At 56.9% G+C, this 21,864-nt stretch carries 23 protein-coding genes and 2 tRNA genes; 9 read left to right on the forward strand and 16 right to left on the reverse strand.

Annotated features, from left to right (window positions below):
• Window positions 1-98: 98 nt before the first annotated feature.
• Both flhC and flhD read right to left on the reverse strand, forming a co-directional pair.
• Window positions 99-680 (reverse strand): flagellar transcriptional regulator FlhC, encoded by a 582-nt coding sequence (flhC, locus tag AFK65_RS12145; protein WP_007699068.1) that lies wholly within the window; start codon window positions 678-680, stop codon window positions 99-101.
• 3 nt (window positions 681-683) lie between these two features.
• Window positions 684-1,034 carry a flagellar transcriptional regulator FlhD gene (gene flhD, locus AFK65_RS12150; RefSeq protein ID WP_015741652.1) on the reverse strand — a complete coding sequence of 117 codons (351 nt, stop codon included), beginning with the start codon at window positions 1,032-1,034 and terminating at the stop codon, window positions 684-686.
• Between the two features lie 814 nt (window positions 1,035-1,848).
• Here flhD and uspC point away from each other — a divergent pair.
• Entirely contained in the window at window positions 1,849-2,271 is a 423-nt protein-coding gene (gene uspC / locus AFK65_RS12155; RefSeq protein WP_038856879.1) for a universal stress protein UspC, read from the forward strand.
• Between the two features lie 40 nt (window positions 2,272-2,311).
• On the opposite strand, the gene otsA is transcribed toward uspC, so the two are convergent.
• The 7 genes from otsA to AFK65_RS12190 all read right to left on the reverse strand — a co-directional run bounded on the left by otsA (window position 2,312) and on the right by AFK65_RS12190 (window position 9,657).
• Window positions 2,312-3,736 (reverse strand): alpha,alpha-trehalose-phosphate synthase, encoded by a 1,425-nt coding sequence (gene otsA, locus AFK65_RS12160; protein WP_007699074.1) that lies wholly within the window; start codon window positions 3,734-3,736, stop codon window positions 2,312-2,314.
• Window positions 3,711-4,511 carry a trehalose-phosphatase gene (otsB, locus tag AFK65_RS12165; RefSeq protein WP_007699077.1) on the reverse strand — a complete coding sequence of 267 codons (801 nt, stop codon included), beginning with the start codon at window positions 4,509-4,511 and terminating at the stop codon, window positions 3,711-3,713. The genes otsA and otsB overlap by 26 nt, the downstream gene beginning before the upstream one ends.
• A gap of 177 nt (window positions 4,512-4,688) precedes the next feature.
• On the reverse strand, window positions 4,689-5,672 hold the full coding sequence (gene araH / locus AFK65_RS12170) for an arabinose ABC transporter permease AraH (RefSeq protein ID WP_029039203.1): 984 nt from the start codon (window positions 5,670-5,672) through the stop codon (window positions 4,689-4,691).
• Window positions 5,673-5,682: 10 nt separating this feature from the next.
• Window positions 5,683-7,197, reverse strand: coding sequence for an L-arabinose ABC transporter ATP-binding protein AraG (gene araG, locus AFK65_RS12175; RefSeq protein WP_007699079.1), 1,515 nt, complete (start codon window positions 7,195-7,197; stop codon window positions 5,683-5,685).
• 63 nt (window positions 7,198-7,260) lie between these two features.
• The gene (araF, locus tag AFK65_RS12180; protein ID WP_007699081.1) at window positions 7,261-8,250 is read right to left on the reverse strand and encodes an arabinose ABC transporter substrate-binding protein AraF; all 990 of its coding nucleotides are present in this window, start codon (window positions 8,248-8,250) and stop codon (window positions 7,261-7,263) included.
• A 288-nt stretch (window positions 8,251-8,538) separates the two neighbouring features.
• Complete coding sequence (locus AFK65_RS12185) at window positions 8,539-9,045, reverse strand: cupin domain-containing protein (RefSeq protein ID WP_007699083.1); 507 nt, start codon at window positions 9,043-9,045, stop codon at window positions 8,539-8,541.
• A 54-nt stretch (window positions 9,046-9,099) separates the two neighbouring features.
• Window positions 9,100-9,657: a DJ-1/PfpI family protein gene (locus AFK65_RS12190; RefSeq protein ID WP_038856875.1), complete on the reverse strand. Its 558-nt coding sequence runs from the start codon at window positions 9,655-9,657 to the stop codon at window positions 9,100-9,102.
• Window positions 9,658-9,940: 283 nt separating this feature from the next.
• Here AFK65_RS12190 and AFK65_RS12195 point away from each other — a divergent pair, with 283 nt between their 5' ends.
• From AFK65_RS12195 to AFK65_RS12210, 4 genes are all read left to right on the forward strand, one after another.
• Window positions 9,941-10,441, forward strand: coding sequence for a non-heme ferritin-like protein (locus AFK65_RS12195; RefSeq protein WP_038856874.1), 501 nt, complete (start codon window positions 9,941-9,943; stop codon window positions 10,439-10,441).
• A gap of 198 nt (window positions 10,442-10,639) precedes the next feature.
• Window positions 10,640-11,983, forward strand: a complete 1,344-nt coding sequence (locus AFK65_RS12200; protein WP_007699089.1) for an anaerobic C4-dicarboxylate transporter — start codon at window positions 10,640-10,642, stop codon at window positions 11,981-11,983.
• A gap of 100 nt (window positions 11,984-12,083) precedes the next feature.
• The gene (locus AFK65_RS12205; protein WP_038856871.1) at window positions 12,084-12,926 is read left to right on the forward strand and encodes an AraC family transcriptional regulator; all 843 of its coding nucleotides are present in this window, start codon (window positions 12,084-12,086) and stop codon (window positions 12,924-12,926) included.
• A 37-nt stretch (window positions 12,927-12,963) separates the two neighbouring features.
• Entirely contained in the window at window positions 12,964-13,566 is a 603-nt protein-coding gene (locus tag AFK65_RS12210) for a LysE family translocator (protein ID WP_038856870.1), read from the forward strand.
• 26 nt (window positions 13,567-13,592) lie between these two features.
• Here the strand turns inward: AFK65_RS12210 and AFK65_RS12215 are convergent, their stop codons facing one another.
• A complete protein-coding gene (locus tag AFK65_RS12215) occupies window positions 13,593-13,841 on the reverse strand; it encodes a DUF2766 family protein (RefSeq protein WP_004387991.1) in 249 nt (82 codons plus the stop codon).
• Between the two features lie 188 nt (window positions 13,842-14,029).
• Window positions 14,030-14,113 (reverse strand): stress response protein AzuC, encoded by an 84-nt coding sequence (gene azuC / locus AFK65_RS21845; RefSeq protein WP_004136622.1) that lies wholly within the window; start codon window positions 14,111-14,113, stop codon window positions 14,030-14,032.
• Between the two features lie 206 nt (window positions 14,114-14,319).
• Here azuC and AFK65_RS12220 point away from each other — a divergent pair, with 206 nt between their 5' ends.
• Window positions 14,320-15,741, forward strand: a complete 1,422-nt coding sequence (locus AFK65_RS12220; protein WP_038856868.1) for an MFS transporter — start codon at window positions 14,320-14,322, stop codon at window positions 15,739-15,741.
• A gap of 39 nt (window positions 15,742-15,780) precedes the next feature.
• Here the strand turns inward: AFK65_RS12220 and AFK65_RS12225 are convergent, their stop codons facing one another.
• The gene (locus tag AFK65_RS12225; protein WP_007699110.1) at window positions 15,781-16,419 is read right to left on the reverse strand and encodes an RpiB/LacA/LacB family sugar-phosphate isomerase; all 639 of its coding nucleotides are present in this window, start codon (window positions 16,417-16,419) and stop codon (window positions 15,781-15,783) included.
• A gap of 137 nt (window positions 16,420-16,556) precedes the next feature.
• Window positions 16,557-17,813 (reverse strand): methyl-accepting chemotaxis protein, encoded by a 1,257-nt coding sequence (locus AFK65_RS12230; RefSeq protein WP_007699113.1) that lies wholly within the window; start codon window positions 17,811-17,813, stop codon window positions 16,557-16,559.
• Between the two features lie 280 nt (window positions 17,814-18,093).
• Here AFK65_RS12230 and yecR point away from each other — a divergent pair, with 280 nt between their 5' ends.
• The 3 genes from yecR to tyrP all read left to right on the forward strand — a co-directional run bounded on the left by yecR (window position 18,094) and on the right by tyrP (window position 20,641).
• Complete coding sequence (yecR, locus tag AFK65_RS12235) at window positions 18,094-18,441, forward strand: YecR family lipoprotein (protein WP_007699116.1); 348 nt, start codon at window positions 18,094-18,096, stop codon at window positions 18,439-18,441.
• A 262-nt stretch (window positions 18,442-18,703) separates the two neighbouring features.
• Window positions 18,704-19,201, forward strand: a complete 498-nt coding sequence (gene ftnA / locus AFK65_RS12240; RefSeq protein WP_007699123.1) for a non-heme ferritin — start codon at window positions 18,704-18,706, stop codon at window positions 19,199-19,201.
• 231 nt (window positions 19,202-19,432) lie between these two features.
• Window positions 19,433-20,641 carry a tyrosine transporter TyrP gene (gene tyrP / locus AFK65_RS12245; protein ID WP_007699129.1) on the forward strand — a complete coding sequence of 403 codons (1,209 nt, stop codon included), beginning with the start codon at window positions 19,433-19,435 and terminating at the stop codon, window positions 20,639-20,641.
• A gap of 31 nt (window positions 20,642-20,672) precedes the next feature.
• Here the strand turns inward: tyrP and AFK65_RS12250 are convergent, their stop codons facing one another.
• The 3 genes from AFK65_RS12250 to AFK65_RS12260 form a co-directional block, all read right to left on the reverse strand.
• Window positions 20,673-21,092, reverse strand: a complete 420-nt coding sequence (locus AFK65_RS12250) for a GNAT family N-acetyltransferase (protein WP_007699132.1) — start codon at window positions 21,090-21,092, stop codon at window positions 20,673-20,675.
• A 549-nt stretch (window positions 21,093-21,641) separates the two neighbouring features.
• A tRNA-Leu gene (locus AFK65_RS12255) sits at window positions 21,642-21,728 on the reverse strand.
• Window positions 21,729-21,740: 12 nt separating this feature from the next.
• Window positions 21,741-21,814 (reverse strand) — tRNA-Cys (locus AFK65_RS12260).
• Window positions 21,815-21,864: the final 50 nt, after the last annotated feature.

Here is a 21,864-nt window from a genome sequence, read left to right on the forward strand (position 1 = left end):
ACGTTCAGGTGAGCAGAAAACGTCGCCGGTTTAAGTTAGGAAAAAAAAAGCAGCGGCCTTTTGGGCCGCTGCTGGAGTGGTTTTCCACACCTATCCGGTTAAACGGCCTGTTCGACCTGTTCATCCAGCAGTTGTGGAATAATATCGGCAGCATCTCGCGAAAGTTTACGTCTTTTTACGGCGCGAGACGGCGGTTGGCACAGGCTGCATGCGAAGCTGCCAACCGGCTGGTGTGCATGGGTAACAAAATTGCCGCCGCAGCTGTTGCAGCGAGATAATTCAAGCATTCCGCTGTCCACGAAACGGACCAGCGTCCAGGCGCGGGTCAGCGCCAGCAGCGGGCCTTCATCGTTTTCTTGCGGGCATTGCTCCAGGTACAGACGGTACGCTTTGATGACCGCGTCGACGCCTGAACATAACCCGGTGCGCAGCAGATACTGCCAGGCGTTACAGAACATCGAGGCGTGGATGTTCTGTTCCCAGGTCATGAACCAGTCCGTGGAAAAGGGCAACATACCTTTTGGCGGCGGGCTGCCCCGCAGCTCTTTATAAAGTTTAATGAGTCTACCGCGGCTAAGTTGCGTTTCACTTTCCAGCATCTGTAAACGTGCGCCAAGGGTAATGAGTTCCATGGCGAGCTGGATATCACGGGCTTCCTGAACAATGCTCTTGTCGGTCATAGGTTACGCCCTTTTCTTCCTGGCGACGTCTTCGGTGCCATTGGCCTCGTTGAGCAGACGCGTGGAGAGCAAAATACCGGTATGGATCTGCTGCAGATCGTCTACGCGTGATTCTTGTGTTAAACGCGTAATCGACTGATGATCCTGGAAACGGAACTGACAGACGAGCTGATTGGTTTCAGCCAGTTTCACCATCTGCGGAAGTGTCAGGTCGCCCAGTGTGGACGCCATCTCTTCGCTGATACCCAGGCGAAACATCGCAGACGCTTTATCCTGACTAATCAAACGCTGTGCAAGTAACAGATATGACAGGTTGATGTCGTAGATATGTTTCAGCAACTCGGATGTATGCATTTTTCCCATCCAATAACAAACTATTATTTTAACGCGGCGAAGCCGCACCCCGTGATGTCGCCGGGCAAATCCCGGTAAAAAAATAAATCGTTACGGCCAAAATGCATCGGTGAAACCAGACTTGTCGGTGAACCGTGTTCCCGTCAAATTCGAGTTATCCCTGGCAGGCTCCGTGCACGCCTTTCATCATTTCCTTACACTTACTTAAGATTTTTCCTAAATCGAGCAAATCGTACTCGGCGGACACCGTTCACACAATGTGCTTATGAAAAGAATTTGGAAAAAGTGTGACGAGTATCACACATTTTCGGAAAAAGTCACTAAAAAACCATCAGAATCGCTTTTCTTTTGTACAAAAAATAAGCAATCAGACCGCTTGCAATGCGTAAAATTCCGAATATTCATTCACCCTTAACTACCATGTAGCATCCGGTCATACTTTCATTTTGCAACTATTTGGGCTTATCTGGTCACGGAAAGTCACTATAAAAGAAACAGTACTACCGGGTGAGTACTTAAATCAACTTACACAATAAAAACAGTGACTTACATCAAATAACGAGAAGCGTGCTAATGATGTTATTTTGAACGAAAAGGGGAAAAATTTGTGCCAGGGCGCATCTCGCAGGAAGGTTACAAGATGTTACAAGACGGAAATAATGGTTAAATTATTCCTTTGATAAGAATACCTAATGTATTCAAAAGAGGCGTTTCACCGTTCTCAAAGCGGCTTCACATTCTTTCGGGGCGTGCCCGTCGTACTATTTCATCATTGCTGCTTCCTGCAGTTCTCTCTAGTGACAAGGACATCTCTATGAGCTATTCCCATGTGCTGGTTGCTGTGGCGGTCACCCCGGAAAGCCACCGCCTTGTCAGGCGGGCGGTATCTATCGTTGAGCCTGTTAACGGCACCATCACTCTTATTACTATCGCCACCGATCCGGAACTCTTTAATCAAATGTCAGCCCCGATGCTCGAAAATTTGCGCGACGTCATGTATGAGGAGACGCAAACCTTTCTGGAAGCCCTGAAAAACGCGGCCGGATACCCGATCGCAAAGACCATCATCGCCAGCGGCGAGCTCGGAGAATATATTCACGATATATGTGAAAAAGATGACATCGACCTGGTGATCTGCGGCAATCACAACCACAGCGTCTTCAGTAAGGCTGTCTGTTCGGCGAAAAAAATCGTCGCCACCAGCAGAACGGATCTGCTGCTGGTGGCGCTGGAGTAATAATGCTCCCGGGCGGGCGCCCGGGAGGGGAGACGGCGCGTCAGGCCAGTTTCGGGAAGGTCGCCACTTTATTTTGCAGCTCGCGTTCAGGGCTGCGTGGCGCGACCTGCTTTAGATCCTGAATAAAGGCCTCCTGCCAGTGGTTGATGTCGTTCTTACGGACAATCTCCAGCATCTCGCTGTGGCGCGCGATACGCTCGGCAAGCGGCATTTTCAGCGCGCGATCCAGCGCCGCCGCCACATCGTCGCGATCGTACGGGTTCACCAGCAGCGCGGCGGTGAGCTCATTGGCCGCGCCTGCAAACTGCGACAGCACCAGCACGCCCGGGTTTTTCGGATCCTGTGCCGCCACATACTCTTTCGCCACCAGGTTCATCCCGTCGCGCAGCGGCGTCACCAGGCCCACATCGGAGTAGCGGAAGACTTTCATCAGCAGCTTACGGTCGAAGTGCTGGTTGAGGTAATAGAGCGGCGTCCAGCCGAGCTGGCCATATTTGCCGTTAATACGCCCTGCCTCCGTTTCCAGCTGATGACGAATATCCTGATAGGCCTGGACATCGCCGCGCGACGTCGGCGCAATCTGCGTATAGCGGATTTTGCCGTGGTGCTCCGGGTATTTCTCAAGCAGCGTCTCAAACGCCTGGAAACGCTCCGGCAGCCCTTTGGAGTAGTCGAGGCGCTCTACGGAGAAGATATTCTTCACGCTGGCAAGCTCGGCCTTAAGCTGCGCGAGCTTCGGCGGCAGCGGGCCTGCGGAGGCCTGCGCAATCTCTTCGGGTTCAATACCAATCGGATAAACTTCCGTGCGGAAGGTTTTTCCATAAGCGGTGTGCTCGCCGTCGCTGCTGGTGGAGAGCGTGGTCTGCATCGCCAGGCAGTCCAGGAACGCCACGCGATCGTTTTCCGTCTGGAAGCCCAGCAGATCGTAATCACACAGCTGCTCCAGCAGTTCAGTGTTGGTCGGCAGCGCGTTAAAGATTTCCGGCGTCGGGAACGGAATGTGCAGAAAGAAACCGATGCGGTTATTCACGCCGCGCTTGCGCAGTTCGCTGGCGAACGGCAGCAGATGATAATCGTGGATCCACAGGTTATCGTCAGGCTCAATCAGCGGTTTAAGCTTATCCGCCAGCAGACTGTTGACGCGCAGATAGCCTTCCCACGCTTCGCGCTGGAAGTTCACCAGATCCAGACGGTAGTGGAACGCAGGCCACAATACGCCGTTGGAGAACTGGTTGTAATACTGGTCGTGATCCTGCTCGCTTAAGTTGAATGACGCCCAGGTAATGTTGTCACGGGTGACTTTTTTAAGCGGGGCATCCTCATTGCCGATTTCACCGCTCCAGCCAAACCACAGGCCGCCTGCTGCTTTCAGCGCTCCCAGTATCCCTACCGCGAGGCCCCCTGCGCTGCTCTTTTTGTCATCCGGCGGGGCGATACGATTAGATACTACGACTAAGCGACTCATAGCCTTCTCTCCTTTTATTTGACGTTTTTTTTTCTTGTTCTTGAACTAATTGCGCCAGCCACACGTGGACCGCCGGGACATCGGCGAGATGCCACTTCGCCTGGGTATCCCCCTGCCCGACTTTCACGCTAATGCCATTAAGCTGGTTTACGACGTAAAACCCGGCTTCGTCGGTGAGATCGTCACCCACAAAAACCGGCACGCGGCCTGCGAACGGCGCTTCATTCATGAATGCCTCGATAGCCGCGCCTTTATTAATGCCCAGCGGTTTTAACTCCACCACGCATTTGCCCGGTTGCAGCCCGAGCTGCTTATGTTCGCTGGCGATACCTTCCGCCAGCGCCAGGATCTGGTCTTCATACTCCGGCGCGCCGCGATAATGCAGCGCGAACGCCATGCCTTTCGCCTCGAGCTCGGTCCCTGGCATCTGCGCGATAGCCGCTTCAAGGCGCTGATGCAGATGTTCTACCAGCGATTCCGGCAGCGACACGACATGGCTCTGGCCACGGATATCACGACGCTCGGCCCCGTGGACCCCGGCCAGCGGAAAATGGTGCGGCGCGGCAAGCTGGTCCAGCTCCGTCATGGAACGTCCTGAAATCAATGCCAGGGCTCCGTCATTCATGTCAGCGAGTTTTTGCAGCAGGCGACGAACATCGGAGGGGATGAACACTTGATCGGGGTGCGGCTTGATGTCGGCAAGCGTGCCGTCAAGGTCGAAAAAAAAGGCCAGATTTTCGCGGGTTACGGGCGGTACTGCTAACACTTCGGCCACCAGTGTTTCCTCCTTCCTTACGGGTTAAACAGCTAACCCTGAGGTTATCTGATAGTTTTAATGACCGTGTAAGTATAGACAGTGTGACGAGTGTCGCCATTCGGCAACGCCTTCCGACTGTCTGAAAAAACAGGCCGGAAGGCGTTTTTGCGAGGATTTAATACGGGGAAAAATGCATTACGCGACGCGTTTCGCTTTCTGTTTGTAACGGTCGAAAATCACCGCCGCAAGCAGGATCAGCCCGCGTACCACGTACTGCGCGAACGGAGAGATATTCAGTAAATTCATCGCGTTTTCAACGGTCCCGAGGATCAGGATACCCGCCACCACATACGAGATTTTTCCTATGCCGCCTTTCAGAGAAACGCCACCCAGCACGCACGCGGAAATCACAATCAGCTCATAACCGATGGAGGTCATCGGCTGACCGCTGGTCATGCGCGAGGCGAGGATGATACCCGCCGCGGCGGACACCAGGCCCGAGAGCACAAAGATAATAATCTTGGTGCGCACCACCGGCACGCCCGCCAGACGCGCGGCCTCTTCGTTACCGCCAATCGCCAGCGTGTTACGCCCGAAGGTGGTTTTATTCAGCAGGAAGCCGAACACGATAAGGCAGGCGACCGTCAGCCAGATAGGCGCGGGCAGACCGAGCCAGTTGGCGTAGCCGAGGGTGAAGAAGCTTTCGTCTTCGATGCCCACCGCTTTACCGTCGGAGATGATGTACGCGAGGCCGCGGACAATCTGCATGGTGGCAAGCGTGGTGATCAGCGCGTTAATTTTTAGCTTCGCGATAACAAAGCCATTAACCAGCCCGCTCACGATACCGAGCAGCAGGCCCGCCGCGACGCCGAGCCACAGGCTTTCGGTCATGTTAATGACCACCGCCGTGGTGACGCCCGCACAGGCGATGACAGACGCCACGGAGAGGTCGAAATCCCCGGAGGCGAGGCAGAACAACATGCCGCAGGCCACCATTCCGGACATTGAGATAGCCAGTCCCAGGCCTTTCATATTGATAAAGGTGGCGAAGTTCGGCACGAAGATAGCGCAGGCGAGGAACAGCACGGCGAAGACCACCAGCATGCCGTACTGATCCCAGATGCGACCCACGGAGAATGAGGACTTCGGCGCACCGGATGTAGTTAGTGATGACATAATTTCTCCTTACTTAAGCGACAGCCTGGCTGGTTTTGGGCATCGCGAGGCTGAGCGCCATTGATTCGCTGGCCTCCTCGTGCAGTAATTCACCGGCGATTTCGCCTTCGCGCATCACAAGAATGCGGTCGGCCACGCCGAGGACTTCCGGCAGATCGCTGGAGGCGAAAAGCACCGCCACCCCCTGCGCCGCCAGCGCGTAAATCACGTTGTAGATTTCATGTTTCGCCCCGACGTCGATCCCGCGGGTCGGCTCATCGAGCAAAATCACTTTCATCTCCTCCGACAGCCAGCGGCCCAGAATCGCCTTCTGCTGGTTGCCGCCGGAGAGATTCATAATCAGCTGCTCAGCGCCGGGCGTTTTGATATTCAGCGAGCGAATATGATGGCGGGCGTTTTCCTGCTCCCAGCCGTTGTTGATGAGACAGCCCGCGCTGATGTGCTTGCGTCGCGCGCTGATGTTGATGTTGTCCTGCACCGAGTGAACCGGGATGATGCCGTCGGCTTTACGGTCTTCCGGGCAGAGCATCATGCCCGCGCGAATGGCGTCGCCCGGCGCGCGGATAGCGACCGGCTCGCCGTCGATCAGCACCTGGCCGCTGGTAATACGTGTGCCGCCAAACATGCCTTTCATTAACTCGCTGCGCCCGGCGCCCACCAGCCCAAACAGGCCGACGATTTCGCCGCTCCTGACGCTTAAGCTCACCGGCGCGCGCACGCCCGGCGCTTTCACCGCGTCGAGACGCAGCCGCTCGGGGCCAAAGCTGCGCGGCTGCCAGCCGTAGATGTCACCGAGATCGCGCCCGACCATCGCCTGCACCAGGCTGTCGTGGTTCACCTGCTGCATATCGCTGAAGGTGCGCACGTAGCGGCCATCTTTAAACACCGTAATGGCGTCGCTTAAGGCGAAAATCTCTTCCATACGGTGCGACACATAGAGAATGACGCGCCCTTCTTTGCGCAGCTCGCGGATAACGCGGAACAGGTGTTCAATCTCACGCGCCGAGAGCGAGCTGGTCGGCTCGTCGAAGGCGATAATTTTGGCGTTGCGGGCCAGCGCTTTGGCGATTTCCACCATCTGCCACTGGCCGATGGAGAGATATTTCAGCGGGGTCTGCGGGTCGATATCGAGCCCCAGATGCTCCAGTTGCAGCTTCGCCTCGTAGTTGAGCAGCGAGCGGTTGACTATCCCGGCCTTGTGGGGGATCTGGCCCAGATAGATGTTTTCCGCCACGCTCATCTCCGGCACCAGATGCAGCTCCTGGTAGATGATGGCGACGCCCGCGTTGAGCGCCGCCGTGGTGTCGTTAAAGGTGACTTCTTCGCCTTTGATGGCGATGGAGCCGGTGGTCGGCGCGTAGTTGCCGCTGAGAATTTTTAAAAGCGTCGATTTACCGGCGCCGTTTTCGCCCATCAGCGCATGAACCTGGCCTGCGTGGCAGTCAAAGCTGATGTCCGAAAGCGCCTTCACACCGGGAAAGGTTTTCCCGATGCCGCGAAACGAGAGATAGGGTGAAGATGTCTGCATGATACCTCCGGGCCACTCAAAAAGCGGGCGCGCAAGCGCGCCCGAACCGCGATAAATCGCCCATTACTTGCCGCCAAGACCTTTTTTCGCCAGCTCTTCTTTAAAGTTGTCGCGGGTAATCAGCACCACGTCGGTGACTTCGGTGAATTTCGGCGGCTCGGCGCCTTTGGTCACCCAGTTGTAGAGCATTTCGCTGGATTTATAGCCGTGCACGTCCGGGCTCGGCAGCAGCGAACCGTAGAAGCCGGTCGCCTGCGCTTTGGACAGCTCGCTCACGGCATCCACGCCGTTGATGCCGATGCCGATAACGTCAGCCGCTTTGAAGCCCTGCCCTTCGGTGGCGCGCACGCCGCCCAGCACGGTGTTGTCGTTCATGCCGACCACCAGCCAGTGTTTCACTTCCGGATGCTGAACCAGCATGGAGTTGGCGGCGTCAAACGCGCCCGGGATGTCATTGGATTTGGTCGGCACTTTATAGATCTGTTTTTCCGGGAAGCCTGCCGCTTTCAGCGCGTCCATAGAGCCGGTGGTGCGGCGGCGCGCGGTGTCGAGCTCGTCGGCGGTAATCGCCATCACGCCCGTTTCTTTTACATCCCAGCCGCGTTTCTGCATCTCTTTATAGAGTTCCTGACCCTGGCGCTCGCCGATTTTGGTCGCGGCCATCATTACCAGCGGCACGGTTTCCATCGGTTTGCCTTTAGCGGTCACAAACTGATCATCCACGGCGATGACTTTCATATCGTAGCCGCGCGCTTTGGCGACAATCGCCGAGCCGAGTTTCGGGTCCGGCGTACAGATAACGAAGCCTTTCGCGCCGCTCGCCGCGAGGCTGTCGATGGCGTTCAGGGTTTTCTCGCCGTCCGGCACCGCAATTTTGATCACTTCAAAACCCAGGTCTTTACCGGCTTTATCGGCGAATTTCCATTCCGTCTGGAACCACGGCTCTTCAGGCTGTTTCACCAGAAAACCGAGCTTCATGGTCTCGGCGATAGCGGATTGTGACATAACGGCGGCGAGCCCAATGGCCGCCAGCGCTTTAGTAAATTTGTGCATGGTTATCTCCAGCTTTAGCTTTCTTTTATGCAGGGTAAAAACCTGAAAGGTTCTTTTAATCGGACAGAAAACAACGTATTAGCCGTTCCCTCCCGGAAGCGGCGAACGCTGGAGATAGTTTTAGCGGGAAATTAATTCTCCATAGGAGAGCGAAATCACATCATGGAATTACAGTGATTGCGTACATAAATACAGCAATATCGGGCATAAATCTGGCCCGATATGTATGATGATTAAAGAGGGGGTTAGCAGATATCTCCATAAGCCCAGCCGGAGAATCCCTGAAGGCTACCAGAGTGTGACAAGGCCGCCTTCGGTCCCACAGAGCGGATCGCTAATGGGTTTCGCGACCTGCGCGACATTTTTACGCGTTTGCGCCAGTTGCGCGGGTTCATCAAGGAATTTATCGGGCGACAGCCCTTCGGGATACGCGCCCACCGCCATAAAATCCGCGCTGGCGTCGATTTGCTTATGCCCGACGCCCGCCGGGATCAGCACCGCGTCGCCGGTGCGAAGGGTGACGACTGGCCCCGCTTCGCCGCCCAGCTGGATCTGCGCCTCCCCGGCGTAGATGCCGAGCACTTCATGCGTGTTGGTATGAAAATGGGTGTAGGTGAAGACCGGATAGCGCCAGCGCGCCGGCCACTTGTGCTGCGCGAAGCGCTGCTCAAACCAGACCGCCGCGTCGTCGGCGTCGTCGGGCAACACATGGCGATAAAGCAGCACCGGCAGCGCGTTATTCGGTACGCCGCCGCAGGGCTCGCGCAGATACAGCGTTTCACACGCTTTAGTCATACTCTTCTCCTTGTCGCGAACAAAGGTTAAGTATAGCCAACCCGCGACGCCGCTTTACCAGGGGTAATAGATGTGGTCGGCGTGTTCGCGCGCGGCGGGTTTATCACCGGTAAGGCGTGACGCCACCGTCAGCGCAAAATCAAATACCCGCCCCAGCCCTTTGCCGCTGATAAGATTGCCGTCTTCCACCACCGGCGCGTCCACATACTCGCCATCGCGCACATCCTGCCACAGGTCGCCCGAGCAGACATAGCGACGGCCTTTTAACAGGCCATTCGCGCCGAGCACGCGCGCGGCGGCGGAGCAGATGGGGCAGATGAGCTTTCCGGCGGCGTCGTGGCGCGCCACAAACGCGATAACCTGCGGGTCCGCCGCCAGATTTACGCTGCCCTGCGGGCCGCCCGGCAGCACCAGCGCGTCGTAGGTTGCTTCGACGCGCTCCGCCAGGCGCGCGTCGGCCACCAGCGGAATGGCGTGATAGCTCACCACGGCGCGTGTATCGGTACAGGCGAGGGTTTCGACCTCAATGTTTAGCCGCCGTAATATATCGATAGTGACAATGGCTTCGCCTTCTTCAAACCCTGGTGCCAGCAGCACCGCCGCCTTTTTCATTCCTCGCTCCTTTCTCAGTATTCACACAGGCCCGGCACGCCGGGAACGCTAATAATGAAACATTGTTTCAATACTATTCCAGCGCTGCGTCACGTTTTAAGAAAGAAATGGTTGGACTGGCAAATAGCCACAGTTATACCAGGCTTAATACATCAGGGAGCGATAATGCACGCTTCTTTAATAACGGCTGACGCGTGGCACCCCGTGGGGAATGGCGGGAATGAAGCGCACGCGTCGCGGTCATTGACCGTTCCCCTTACACCCTCTCAATAAGGATATTTATATGGCTCCCCTCGGCGTCGTGCAGAAACTTAATGCACAAATGAATCAGGAATTTTATGCATCGAACCTGTGCCTCTATTACAGCGACTGGTGCGCGCAGCAGAGCCTGAACGGCAGCGCGACGGTTCTGCGTCAACAGGCGCAGCACAACGTCACCCAGATGATGCGGCTGTTCGATTACCTTAAACAAACCGGCGCGAACCCGGTGGTTGGCGCGCTTAAATCGGTGAAACCCGACTGCTCAAGCCTGGAGGCGATTTTCCATCAGATGCAGGATGAGCTTGGCGGCCGCCATGCGGCGCTGTCGCGTCTGATGAGCGAAGCGCAGGCGGCGCGTGACGACGCGATGCTCGCCATGCTTGGCGACTTTGAACAGGAGCTGCGTCAGGATGAAGCGCTGCTCGCGACCATTCTTAATGAACTCACCCAGGCGCGTCAGGCCGGGCTGTGCGCCGAAGAGGCGGACCAGCGCCTGCTGGAGATGATGGAACAGACCCACTGATTGTTACCAGGCACCGCGCCCTCGTCCGAGGGCGCTGACGTTTTCCCGGCACTTTCCGCTCCCTGCTGCAACGTTAATCAAAAGTTAACAATGTACTGTTTTTGTTAGGTTTTTATAAATCCGATCTGGCTCCCGTTGATTAACCGCACAATTTGTAATGCTTAAGCGATTCACCCAACGTTGTGTGGCAGGAGCCTTATGATCACTCTTGAATTTATCGTCATTATTCTGTGTTTGCTGGCGGGCACCCGTTTCGGCGGGATGGGGCTTGGCCTCATCAGCGGCATCGGGCTGTTTCTTTTAACCTTTATTTTTGGACTGGAGCCGGGCAAGCCGCCGGTGGACGTAATGCTGACCATCCTTGCGGTGATTGGTTGCGCCGCCACGCTGCAGACCGCGGGCGGCCTGAACGTCATGATGCAGTTCGCAGAACGCCTGCTGCGCCGTCACCCGCAGCACATCACGCTGCTGGCGCCGCTCACCACCTGGACGCTGACGTTTCTGTGCGGCACCGGACATGTGGTCTACACCATGTTCCCGATTATTGCCGACATCGCGCTGAAGAAAAATATTCGCCCGGAGCGGCCGATGGCCGTGGCGTCCGTCGCCTCGCAGATGGCGATCACCGCCTCGCCGGTGTCGGTGGCCGTGGTGTCGCTGGTCTCGATTCTCGGCGCCCAGCATGGCGTGGGCGAAGCGTGGAGCATTCTGGAGATCCTGGCGGTTTCCGTACCGGCGTCGCTCTCTGGCGTGCTGATAGCCGCGCTCTGGAGCCTGCGGCGCGGTAAAGATTTAAAAGACGACGAGGCGTTCCAGGCGCGTCTGCGCGACCCGAAACAGCGTGAATACATCTATGGCGGCAGCGAAACGCTGATGAACCAGCGTTTTGACAAGCACGCCTGGTGGTCAACCTGGATTTTCTTCGCCGCCATTGCGCTGGTGGTGCTGCTCGGCGCGCTGCCCGCGCTGCGTCCGGCGTTTGAGGTCAAAGGCAAAATCGCCCCGCTCTCCATGAACCTGGTTATCCAGATGATGATGCTGATTGCGGGCGCAGTAATGCTGGTGGTCTGCAAAGTGAACGCGGCGTCCATTTCCAGCGGGGCGGTGTTTAAGGCCGGAATGGTGGCGATTTTCTCGGTATTCGGCGTAGCGTGGATGAGCGACACCTTTTTCCAGGCGCATCTTGAGGAGCTGAAGCTGGCGCTGGAGGGCGTGGTGAAAAGCCATCCGTGGACCTACGCGATTGTGCTGTTCCTGGTCTCAAAGCTGGTGAACAGCCAGGCGGCGGCGCTAACCGCCGTCGCGCCGATGGGGCTGATGCTGGGCGTCGAGCCGAAAATGCTGGTGGCGTTTTTCCCGGCCTCTTACGGCTACTTCGTTCTGCCCACCTACCCAAGCGATCTGGCCTGCATTGGATTTGACCGCTCCGGCACCACGCGCATCGGCAAATTTATTTTAAACCACAGCTTTATTCTGCCCGGCCTGATTGGCGTAAGCTGCGCCTGCGTCGTCAGCTATCTGCTGGTGCAACTCTTTTTCTGACGGTTCTTCTTAACAGGGCGGCCTGCGGGCCGCCTGCACAAATCTTCCAGACTTTTGTTAATAAGTCGTTATGCTAGAGTTTCCTTTCACAGGAGACGCTATGGCTAAAGACTGGATTGAATTACGTCAGCACGCTGATACCGGCATCGAAACCATCCGCGCCCATTTCGAAGGCCACGCCTACGATCCGCACTGGCACGACAGCTATCTGGTGGGCATCACGCAGTCCGGCACCCAGCAGTTTCACTGCCGCCGGGAGCGGCACCAGAGCACGCCGGGCGCGGCATTTCTGCTGGAGCCCGGCGAAACCCACGACGGCGACGCGCCGCTCGCGGGCGGCTTCACCTATCTCACTTTTTATCTCGATGAACGCTGGCTGCGGGAAACGCTCGGCGGGCTTTACGCCGCCGTGCCGGACAGCTACGAGCTGCACTTTGCAAAGACCATTAGCCGCGAGCCCGCGCTGGTACAGGCGATCGCCTCGACGTTCACGGCGCTGCATCACGATGAGATGCGTATTGTGCAGCAAGGTGTGATGGATAATCTCTTAAGCCAGCTCACGCATCAGTGCCAGTGGCGCAAACGGCTGCCGAAGGAAATCCGCGACGCGCAGATGGCCCAGCGCGCACGGGAGTATCTCCGGGCGCATCTGGGCGACAATATCGGCCTGGCGGAACTGGCGCAGGCGCTCGGCACCGACCGCTTTACGCTGTCGCGCACGTTTAAACACGCGTTCGGCATGGCGCCCCACGCCTGGCTGGTGCAGCTGCGCCTCGCCCGCGCCAGATCGATGCTCTCGCGCGGCATGACGCCCGTGGACGTGGCGGCGGCGCTCGGTTTCGCCGATCAGAGCCATCTCGGCCGCTGGTTCCAGCGCGCCTACCGGCTCTCCCCGGCTCACTACCGCAGGCTGTGCACAAATCTTCCAGACGTCAGCGGCTAAGCGCCCGAAGATAGAGGCTCAGACAACGGGAGATGCCATGAGCCTGCTTACACAACAACTGCCCTTTTTATTCTTTGCCTTTGTGGCCTCCATTACGCCGGGGCCGACCAATATTCTCATCCTCACCAACAGCCAGCGCTACGGCACCCGCGCGTCGCTGCCCGCGGTTCTCGGCGCCTGTTTCGCCTCCAGCGCCATCGTGCTGCTGTGCGGCGTCGGGCCTGGCGAAGCCTTGCGTCACGCCCCCTGGCTGGCGCGTCTGATGGCGCTCGCCGGCGCGCTGTGGCTGACGTGGATGAGCTGGCAGCTTTTCACCGCACCCGCGGTATCGCTCGCAGGCGAGGCGCGCAAACCGTTTGGCGCCGGCGCGGCGGCGGCGTTACAGCTGATTAACCCGAAAACCTGGATGATGGCGATGGCGGTCGTCACGGTGTTCGCCCCGCATGACGGGCGCGTGCTGACCACGCTCGGGTTTCAGGCGCTGGGCTTTCTGTTGATTTCGCTCGCGTGTCTCGCCGCCTGGGCCGGGCTTGGCAGCGGCGTGCATCGGGTGTTTCGCAGCCCGGCATCGCTGGTGCGCTTTCAGCGGCTGATGGCGCTCTGGCTGCTGGCCTGCGCCTGGATGGGATTTTTTAACTGACAACGGCCCCGTCGGGGCCGTTTTGCTTAGTGCGCTTCGTTCTGCGGGGTGAAGCGCAGTTCGATCAGCGCCACCGCTTTCTGAATGGCGCGCAGCGTCACCGGATCGGCGGAAGGATGGCCGGAGAAATCGATGCTTTTCAGCTGGCTCGCCATTTTGTCGCGCACTTCGACCGGCGCGATAACGTCGATAACGTCCAGGATCTGTTTAATCACCAACTGGCAGGCGACCACGTCGGAAACCAGTTCATCTTCGGCAGTGAGGGATTGTGACATTGCGTTCTCCTTAGCATGAAGCCGCACATAGTAGCGGCAAAGCCCGGCGATTGCGAACCCGGCGCACAGACGGAATAAAAATGAACCATGATTTCAGAAAACGGAAAGCGAGGGTTTCAGAACGTGGCGAAGGCAGGTATAAGGGAAGCAGCAGAGATAAAAAAACCTGCCAGGCGGCAGGTTTTTTATCAGAACATCCCGCCCGGCGGAACGTCTTTGAAGGTTTTGCAGTAATTTTCAAACATGCTTTTAAGGATTTTACGCAGTTTCATGGCGTGCTCCGGTTTTATTCATTCTGGTTAGCGTGTTGCTACCGGTCAATAATATGACTTGCGTCACAAAAATCAACCACTTTGTGATTAAAATCACACCGCATAGTTAATAAAAATGAGCTTAATGTTAATAAAATGCTGTAAATTCCGGCGGTTAAGCGTTGTATCTTTTGGTGAATTTTTATAAGAAATTTTTAGGGGCTGGCATGGGACAGAAAACGGCGAAAGCAGGTGCAGGCGGCGTCTCTCCCGCCGCGCTGCTGGTGGCGGGCGCGTTTTTTATGGAGTTCCTCGACGGAACGGTGATCGCCACCGCCCTGCCGACCATGGCGCAGACCTTCGGCGTCGAAGCCGTCGCGCTCAATATCGGTATCAGCGCTTATCTGCTGACGCTCGCGGTCTTGATCCCGGCGAGCGGCTGGATTGCCGATCGTTTCGGCGCGCGTAAAGTGTTTACGCTGGCGCTCGGGATTTTTACCGGCGCCTCGGTGCTGTGCGGGCTCGCGAATTCGCTGGAGATGTTCGTGCTGATGCGCGTATTGCAGGGCGCGGGCGGCGCGCTGATGGTGCCGGTCGGGCGGCTCGCGGTGCTGCGCGTTACGCCCAAACATCAGCTGATCGCGGCTATCGCCACGCTAACGTGGCCCGCGCTGGTAGCGCCGATTATCGGGCCGCCGCTTGGCGGGTTTATTACCAGCTATGCGAACTGGCGCTGGATCTTCTTTATTAACCTGCCTGCGGGGCTTATCGCGATGGCGCTCGCCTGGCGTCTTATTCCCGATCGCCACGACAGCGATCGCCGCCCGTTCGATACGCCCGGTTTTCTCGCCACCGCGCTGGCGATGGTGGCGCTGGTGTGCGCCATGGAGATGCTGGCCGCGCGCGACGCGAACGGTCTGCTCGCGGGCGCGCTGCTGCTGGCGGGCTGCGGCGCGCTGGTCTTCGCGCTGCGCCATTTTCGCCGCGCGCCGTTCCCGATGATCCGCCTTGACGCGATGGCGGTGCCGACGTTTCGCGTCACGATGTATGGCGGTTCGCTGTTTCGCGCGTCGATCAGCGCCGTGCCGTTTTTACTGCCGCTGCTGTTTCAGGTGGGTTTTGGGATGGACGCGTTTCACTCCGGGCTGCTGGTGCTGGCGGTGTTCGCGGGCAACCTGACAATCAAGCCCGCCACCACGCCGCTCATTCGCTGGCTGGGATTCAAAAAACTGCTGCTGATTAACGGCCTGCTGAACGTGCTGGCGCTGCTCGCCTGCGCGCTGCTGACGCCCCAGACGCCGGTGTGGCTTATTCTGCTGATTCTTTTTCTGGGCGGCGTGTTTCGCTCCATTCAGTTTACCGGCATCAGCACGCTGGCGTTCGCGGATGTGCCTGCCGGCGAGATGAGTTACGCCAATACGTTATTCAGCACCGCCACGCAGCTCGCCGTGGGGCTTGGCGTGACGCTGGGCGCCATCGGCATCCGGCTTGGCGAGGTGATCAGCGAGTCCTTTTTTACAGCCGCAATTCCGGGCGTGAGCTTCCGGCTGGCGTTTGTGATGATTGCGCTGATAAGCCTGGCGGGGATGTTTGATACGCTGCGCCTCGCCTCACATGCCGGACACAGCGTCTCCGGCAAACAGGCGTAAAAAAGCCAGCCCGCGGGCTGGCTGTGTCGTCAGGCGTTATCAGCCAAGGATTTCACGAACGAAACCTTCGATCGATTTATCCTGGCAGTTATCGAAGAAGCACTGCTGGAAGCGCTCGCCGGAAACGGCGGTTTTCACCAGCTCAGGATCGATGGCGCGCAGGGTATCGAGATAGTTCTCTTTCACCACAGCGGCTTTCACCTGGTTCAGGATGCCCGCGTTGCGCACCTGCGGCTCTTTACGCTCCGGCGGATAGCCCTCGCCGTTGCGGCCGGTAAACGCTTTTTCAAAGATGAAGCGCACGTTGAGCTCGGCGCCCCAGCCGAAGCCTTTCGCGAACGGCAGCGCCAGCGCGTTGCCGTTGTTGATCTGCGCGAACAGGAACGCGTCCGCCGGATCGATGCAGTAGCCGCACACTACGCCCGGATGAATATTCAGGGACATCAGCGCGCCCTGCCCGGTGCCGCAGCCGGTGACCACGAAATCCACCGCTCTGGAATTCAGCAGGATGCTCGCCATAATCCCGAGGTGAATGTAGGTCAGGTGATGATCGTTTTCATCGCTCATGCCGACGTTGTACACCGGGAACGCTTTTTCATCCGCCACCGCTTTCAGCTCTTTATAGATGATCGCGTTTTTGGCCGCCTGACTGTTTTCCATCATCAGTGCAATTTTCATTGGGTTGTCTCCTGAAAAGGCTATGAATAGCAAACTGTGAGTTCACCATACTATTCACCAAACGCACTTTCAAATTAAATGAAAGATTGTTTTAAAAAATAGAGAGGTGCTCACAGTTTTCTTTCAGGCCCGGCTTTTCAGAAGGTTTCCCAGTTAGTCTGCGTAGCGACGGCCTTCGGCGCGCTAACGCCAGCCAGCGCAGGACGTACAAGCGGCGCGGCAGCGGCGGGCTTCGCGCGCTCCGCCTGACCGCGCAGGCGGAACAGCCCGACCACTTCGGTCAGGTGCGCGGCCTGGCGCTCCAGATCGGCGGAGGCCAGCACGGACTGCTGCACCAGCTGTACGTTCTGCTGGGTCACGGCATCCATCTCTTTCACCGCGATGCCCACCTGGCTGATGCCGTCGCTCTGCTCGCCGGAGGCGCTGGCTATCTCGCCCATAATGTCATTGACCTGACGTACGGCGGTCAGAATTTCGTCCATCGCCTCGCCCGCTTTTTTCACCTGGCCGGAGCCGGTCTGGATGTTGCTGACCGATTCGTTAAGCAGCGTTTCAATCTCTTTCGCCGCCTGGGCGCTGCGGCTCGCGAGATTGCGCACTTCGCCCGCGACAACAGCAAAACCGCGCCCCTGCTCGCCCGCGCGCGCGGCTTCCACCGCGGCGTTCAGCGCCAGAATGTTGGTCTGGAAGGCGATGCTGTTAATCACCGTGGTGATATCGACGATTTTGCTGGAGCTGCTGGAGATGCGCGACATGGTTTCCATCACCTGCTTCACCGATTCCCCGCCCGTCTGCGCGGTGCGTGTGGCGTTACCGGAAAGCTTACTGGCGTGGCTCGCGTTTTCCGCGTTGAGTTTTACCGTACTGCTGAGCTGCTGCATGCTGGAGCTGGTTTGCTCAAGCGCCGCCGCCTGCTCTTCCGAGCGCGTGGACAGTTCAGTATTGACGCCCGACACATCCCCCGCATGGCTGCGGATCGTGTCTGCGCTGACGCGAATGGCCGTAACGGTTTTCTCCCAGTTATCCTGCATGCGCTGAATATACGGCACCATCAGGCCGACACAGTTGCGCCCGAGATCCTGAAGTTTCACCTCCAGATTGCCATCCGCCAGCACGTTCAGGTGTCCGCGAATGATCTCGACGGGGCGCACCAGGCAGAAATAGAGATAACGCTCCATCAGAATGGTGAGGGTGATACTGGCGATGACCGAGAGAATCAACAGGAGCTGGGCGGTGTTGACCCAGCCGGTCTGTTCGGCGTTCAGTTTAAGACTATTTTCCAGGTGATGTAGAAACCAGAGCGTCGCTCCGGAGACCCCCACCCAGGCGACGGTGGATAAGAGCAAGACCCATACCACCATAGCGCGGATTTTAACATTACGGATAAAGTTCATAGTGTCGATTCCTGGTGTGAAGAAGCCATCCCTGCGCAAACATGACGGTTCTCATCCTTGCCTTTTCTGCATTTCTTTACGTCACAGATAAAGACTGACCGTATCGTAGTTGTCGGCCTGCGCGGATAAAACTTAAGCATTGCAACAATAAAGTTAAGTGATTATTTAAAATCACGTCGCGTGAGCATTTTGTTAAAGCGCGGGATACGGGGTGATCCGGTGGCTTTTCAGGCGATTGCGACAGGCGTTGTCGTGGCATGATGTTATGAAGGCAAACTTTGTGAGAACACCGATGCGCAAGGTCATTTTTATTACCGCGCTGCTCGCCCTGAGCGGCTGCACTATTACCAAAACGCCGGAAATTGTCGGCGGCAGTAAAGTTACCGGCACCGTCAGGCTCGGCATCAGCGAACAACCGTTGCAACATGCGAAAGTCGATAACTACGTCGCGCAGTCGATGGCGAACCGCCAGTGCCAGGACTGGGGCTATGCCGTTGCGGAAGCGTACGGCGCGCCGGTGAAAACCTGCTCCGTCGTCACCGGCACCCAGTGCATGACGGAATCTATCGTACTGGAGTATCAGTGCCGCGGTTTTACCATTAACAACCGCGCGGTCAGCGGCTGGTAAGCCGGGTTTACGGCTGCCGTCGCCTGGCGGTGGCTGTGTTTTTTCTTCCCTTCTTTTACTACTGTTATTTCACCCTTACGTTTATTCTTATCGTCTTATTTATTTCTTTTATACGCGTAATAATAATTCTCATTTCATTAATGAATGACTTTAATTCCTATTTGCATTATTAACGCCGTGCTTTTTTATTTTATCTTTTGCAAACAGTTTAATAACAAATTATAGTGCAGCGATAATTACCCCCCTTATTGCGGAGAGAAATATGCTGAAGCCGGATATGATTGAAAAACTCAATGAGCAGATGAATCTTGAACTCTATTCTTCTCTGCTTTATCAACAGATGAGCGCCTGGTGCAGCTATCACAGCTTTGAAGGGGCGGCGGCCTTTTTAAGCCGTCACGCGCAGGAAGAGATGACGCATATGCAACGTCTCTTTAACTATCTGACAGATACCGGCAGTTTCCCGCGCATCAACGCCGTGCCGTCGCCGTTTGCCGAGTATGCCTCTCTCGATGCGCTGTTCCAGGCGACGTACGAGCATGAGCAACTAATCACCCGCCAGATTAATGAACTGGCGCATGTGGCAATGACCACTCAGGATTATCCGACCTTTAATTTCCTGCAATGGTATGTGGCGGAACAGCATGAAGAAGAAAAAATCTTTAAATCCGTGCTGGATAAACTGAGCCTCGCAGGTAAAAGCGGCGAAGGGCTTTATTTCATCGATAAAGAACTGGCGACGCTCGACGCCCAGCCCTGATGCTATTTCGCCGGTAATGGCGCCCGTCATTACCGGTTTTAATTCTCCTTCCTGTTTATTCCCGTTTCTTTTTTCCCCTTCTGTTCGCGCTGAGCCAGGCGAGTTCTGGTCGCGCCAGAAACCGTAAAGATAAAATTACAGCCTACGTAACGCCAGTTTGACGAATTATCCAGAATTCTTTACCCTGCGCAGCATAAATTTTTAGTCGAACATGGCAGGACAGTACACCGCGTGAAGAATCGCACTCTTGGCAGTATTTTTATCGTCGCCGGCACCACTATCGGCGCAGGGATGCTGGCGATGCCGCTGGCGGCGGCAGGGGTCGGCTTTGGCGTGACCGCGCTGCTCCTGTTCTTACTCTGGGGGGTGATGTGTTATACCGCGCTGCTGCTGGTGGAGGTCTATCAGCATCACCCTGCGTCGACAGGGCTCGGCACGCTGGCGCTGCACTATCTCGGTAAGCCAGGCCAGTGGCTGGCGGGCTTTAGTATGTTGTTTTTGATGTATGCGCTGACGGCGGCGTATATCAGCGGCGCGGGCGAGCTGCTGGCATCAAGCCTGAGCCAGTGGTTCGGCATGACCATCACGCCTGCCGCCGGCGTACTGGCGTTTACGCTCACGGGCGGGCTGATTGTCAGTATCGGCACGCACAGCGTGGATCTGGTCAATCGCCTGCTGTTTACGGCCAAAACGGTGTTCCTGGTGGTTATGCTGGCGATGATGATGCCGCATATTCATCGGGTGAATCTGCTGACGCTGCCGGTGGAAAAAGGGCTGGCCCTCTCCGCGCTGCCGGTGATATTTACCTCGTTCGGCTTTCACGGCAGCGTGCCGAGTGTCGTCAGCTATATGAAAGGCGACGTGCGCAAGCTTAAGCTGATTTTCATCACCGGCAGCGCGATCCCGCTGGCGGCGTATCTGTTCTGGCAGCTTGCGACGCTCGGCGCCATCCCGTCCGACACCTTTATGGGCCTGCTCGCCACCCATGCCGGGCTGAACGGCCTGTTGCAGGCGGTGCGCGATGTCGTCGCCTCGCCGCATGTGGAACTGGCGGTGCATCTGTTCGCCGATCTGGCGCTGGCCACCTCGTTTCTTGGCGTGTCGCTCGGGCTGTTTGATTATCTTGCGGATATGTTTAAACGCCGCCGAACGGTGGCGGGCCGCGCCCAGAGCGGGCTGATGACCTTTGTGCCGCCGCTCGCTTTCACGCTCTTCTATCCGCAGGGCTTTGTGATGGCGCTCGGCTATGCGGGCGTGGCGCTGGCGGTACTGGCGCTGCTGCTCCCTTCGCTGCTCGCCTGGCGGAGCCGTAAACGCCACCCGGCTGGCTGGCAGGTGGCGGGCGGGAGCCTCATGCTGGCGGTGGTCTTCGCCTGCGGTATCGGCATCGTGGCTATCCAGTTTTTAATTAGCGCCGGCGTATTGCGCGACGTCGGATAAGCCGTTTAAAGGCCCCGTTTTCGGGGCTTTTTTATTTTTCGGGCAGAGGCTTACTGAGATAAAAACGGGAATGACCCTCACGATAATCTGGCGCCATGCCATAGATGTCGTAACCCTGTTTGCGGTAAAACTCCGGCGCCTGAAAACTGAAGGTATCGACAAATATTCGTTTACAGCCGCGCCGGCGTCCCTCTTCTTCAGCCATTGCCATCAGCGATGCGCCAGTGCCCTGCCCGCGCAGGCTTTCATCGACCCACAAAAACTCGACATGCAGACAACCCCAGTAGCTGCGCCCGGTGAGGCCTGCGGTCAGATTGCCCTGCGCATCGGTGACGCTGATAATCAGCTCCTGCGCATCAGCCGTCATATGCGCTGCGTTATAGCAACCAACCTGTTTTTTTATGCGCGCCTTGAGTTCTTCGTCAGGGATGTCCGTCTGCTGATATTCCATCGTCTTCTCCTTGTTATCTTAAAGAGACCATAAGGGTTTCAGCATGATGTCGTCACCCCCGAAATCCGGCAGGTGTTGTTGCATGAAAGGTTACCTGGGTGCGAGACAGGATAAAAAAAAGCCAGTCCTCATGGACTGGCTCAGTCTGTGATGTTTTGCGCCGTCCTGGCCCTTGTTCCGCAATGTACGATTTTCCCCCGAGACAGCCAGCGGCAGAATAGCTCAACCATGGGGCCTGCCCGCTGACCCGGAAAACTCACTGCAGCTTATGAATAGCACCATGATGGGGTGCGATTTAAAAGTAGCAGCAGATCGGGAAAAGGAATACATGATATATAGGCCGGAACGGGTTTATTAGCGCAATGTGATTATGATCAAGTTATTGATTAAAGGGAAACTGACTACAGCGAATCAGTGTCTGAACAGGAAGCGCCGATACCGGGAGAAAGGAGAGCAAAGCTATCAGTAGCCAGACGCACAAAATAAAAAACCACCCGAAGGTGGTTTGCACGACACTGCTTATTGCTTTGATTATTCTTGTTTTTCCCATGGTGCCCGGGGCGGGACTTGAACCCGCACAGCGCGAACGCCGAGGGATTTTAAATCCCTTGTGTCTACCGATTTCACCACCCGGGCTCGGGAAGAAAGTGGAGGCGCGTTCCGGAGTCGAACCGGACTAGGCGGATTTGCAATCCGCTACATAACCGCTTTGTTAACGCGCCAGAATTGCGTTGCCTTTTCAGGCGGACACCAGCAAAAAGGCTGATATCAA

It is taken from the genome of Cronobacter universalis NCTC 9529, from assembly GCF_001277175.1.
Taxonomy (GTDB): domain Bacteria; phylum Pseudomonadota; class Gammaproteobacteria; order Enterobacterales; family Enterobacteriaceae; genus Cronobacter; species Cronobacter universalis.

Excerpts from the sequence above, each read along its gene's own strand:
- araG (WP_007699079.1), bottom strand. The coding sequence starts at position 7,197 with ATGCAGACATCTTCACCCTATCTCTCGTTTCGCGGCATCGGGAAAACC.
- AFK65_RS12195 (WP_038856874.1), top strand. The coding sequence starts at position 9,941 with ATGGCTCCCCTCGGCGTCGTGCAGAAACTTAATGCACAAATGAATCAG.
- AFK65_RS12250 (WP_007699132.1), bottom strand. The coding sequence starts at position 21,092 with ATGGAATATCAGCAGACGGACATCCCTGACGAAGAACTCAAGGCGCGC.
- AFK65_RS12205 (WP_038856871.1), top strand. The coding sequence starts at position 12,084 with ATGGCTAAAGACTGGATTGAATTACGTCAGCACGCTGATACCGGCATC.
- AFK65_RS12215 (WP_004387991.1), bottom strand. The coding sequence starts at position 13,841 with ATGTCACAATCCCTCACTGCCGAAGATGAACTGGTTTCCGACGTGGTC.
- ftnA (WP_007699123.1), top strand. The coding sequence starts at position 18,704 with ATGCTGAAGCCGGATATGATTGAAAAACTCAATGAGCAGATGAATCTT.
- araF (WP_007699081.1), bottom strand. The coding sequence starts at position 8,250 with ATGCACAAATTTACTAAAGCGCTGGCGGCCATTGGGCTCGCCGCCGTT.
- AFK65_RS12225 (WP_007699110.1), bottom strand. The coding sequence starts at position 16,419 with ATGAAAATTGCACTGATGATGGAAAACAGTCAGGCGGCCAAAAACGCG.
- AFK65_RS12210 (WP_038856870.1), top strand. The coding sequence starts at position 12,964 with ATGAGCCTGCTTACACAACAACTGCCCTTTTTATTCTTTGCCTTTGTG.
- AFK65_RS12200 (WP_007699089.1), top strand. The coding sequence starts at position 10,640 with ATGATCACTCTTGAATTTATCGTCATTATTCTGTGTTTGCTGGCGGGC.
- azuC (WP_004136622.1), bottom strand. The coding sequence starts at position 14,113 with ATGAAACTGCGTAAAATCCTTAAAAGCATGTTTGAAAATTACTGCAAA.
- AFK65_RS12220 (WP_038856868.1), top strand. The coding sequence starts at position 14,320 with ATGGGACAGAAAACGGCGAAAGCAGGTGCAGGCGGCGTCTCTCCCGCC.
- AFK65_RS12185 (WP_007699083.1), bottom strand. The coding sequence starts at position 9,045 with ATGACTAAAGCGTGTGAAACGCTGTATCTGCGCGAGCCCTGCGGCGGC.
- flhD (WP_015741652.1), bottom strand. The coding sequence starts at position 1,034 with ATGCATACATCCGAGTTGCTGAAACATATCTACGACATCAACCTGTCA.
- uspC (WP_038856879.1), top strand. The coding sequence starts at position 1,849 with ATGAGCTATTCCCATGTGCTGGTTGCTGTGGCGGTCACCCCGGAAAGC.
- AFK65_RS12190 (WP_038856875.1), bottom strand. The coding sequence starts at position 9,657 with ATGAAAAAGGCGGCGGTGCTGCTGGCACCAGGGTTTGAAGAAGGCGAA.
- flhC (WP_007699068.1), bottom strand. The coding sequence starts at position 680 with ATGACCGACAAGAGCATTGTTCAGGAAGCCCGTGATATCCAGCTCGCC.
- otsA (WP_007699074.1), bottom strand. The coding sequence starts at position 3,736 with ATGAGTCGCTTAGTCGTAGTATCTAATCGTATCGCCCCGCCGGATGAC.
- AFK65_RS12230 (WP_007699113.1), bottom strand. The coding sequence starts at position 17,813 with ATGAACTTTATCCGTAATGTTAAAATCCGCGCTATGGTGGTATGGGTC.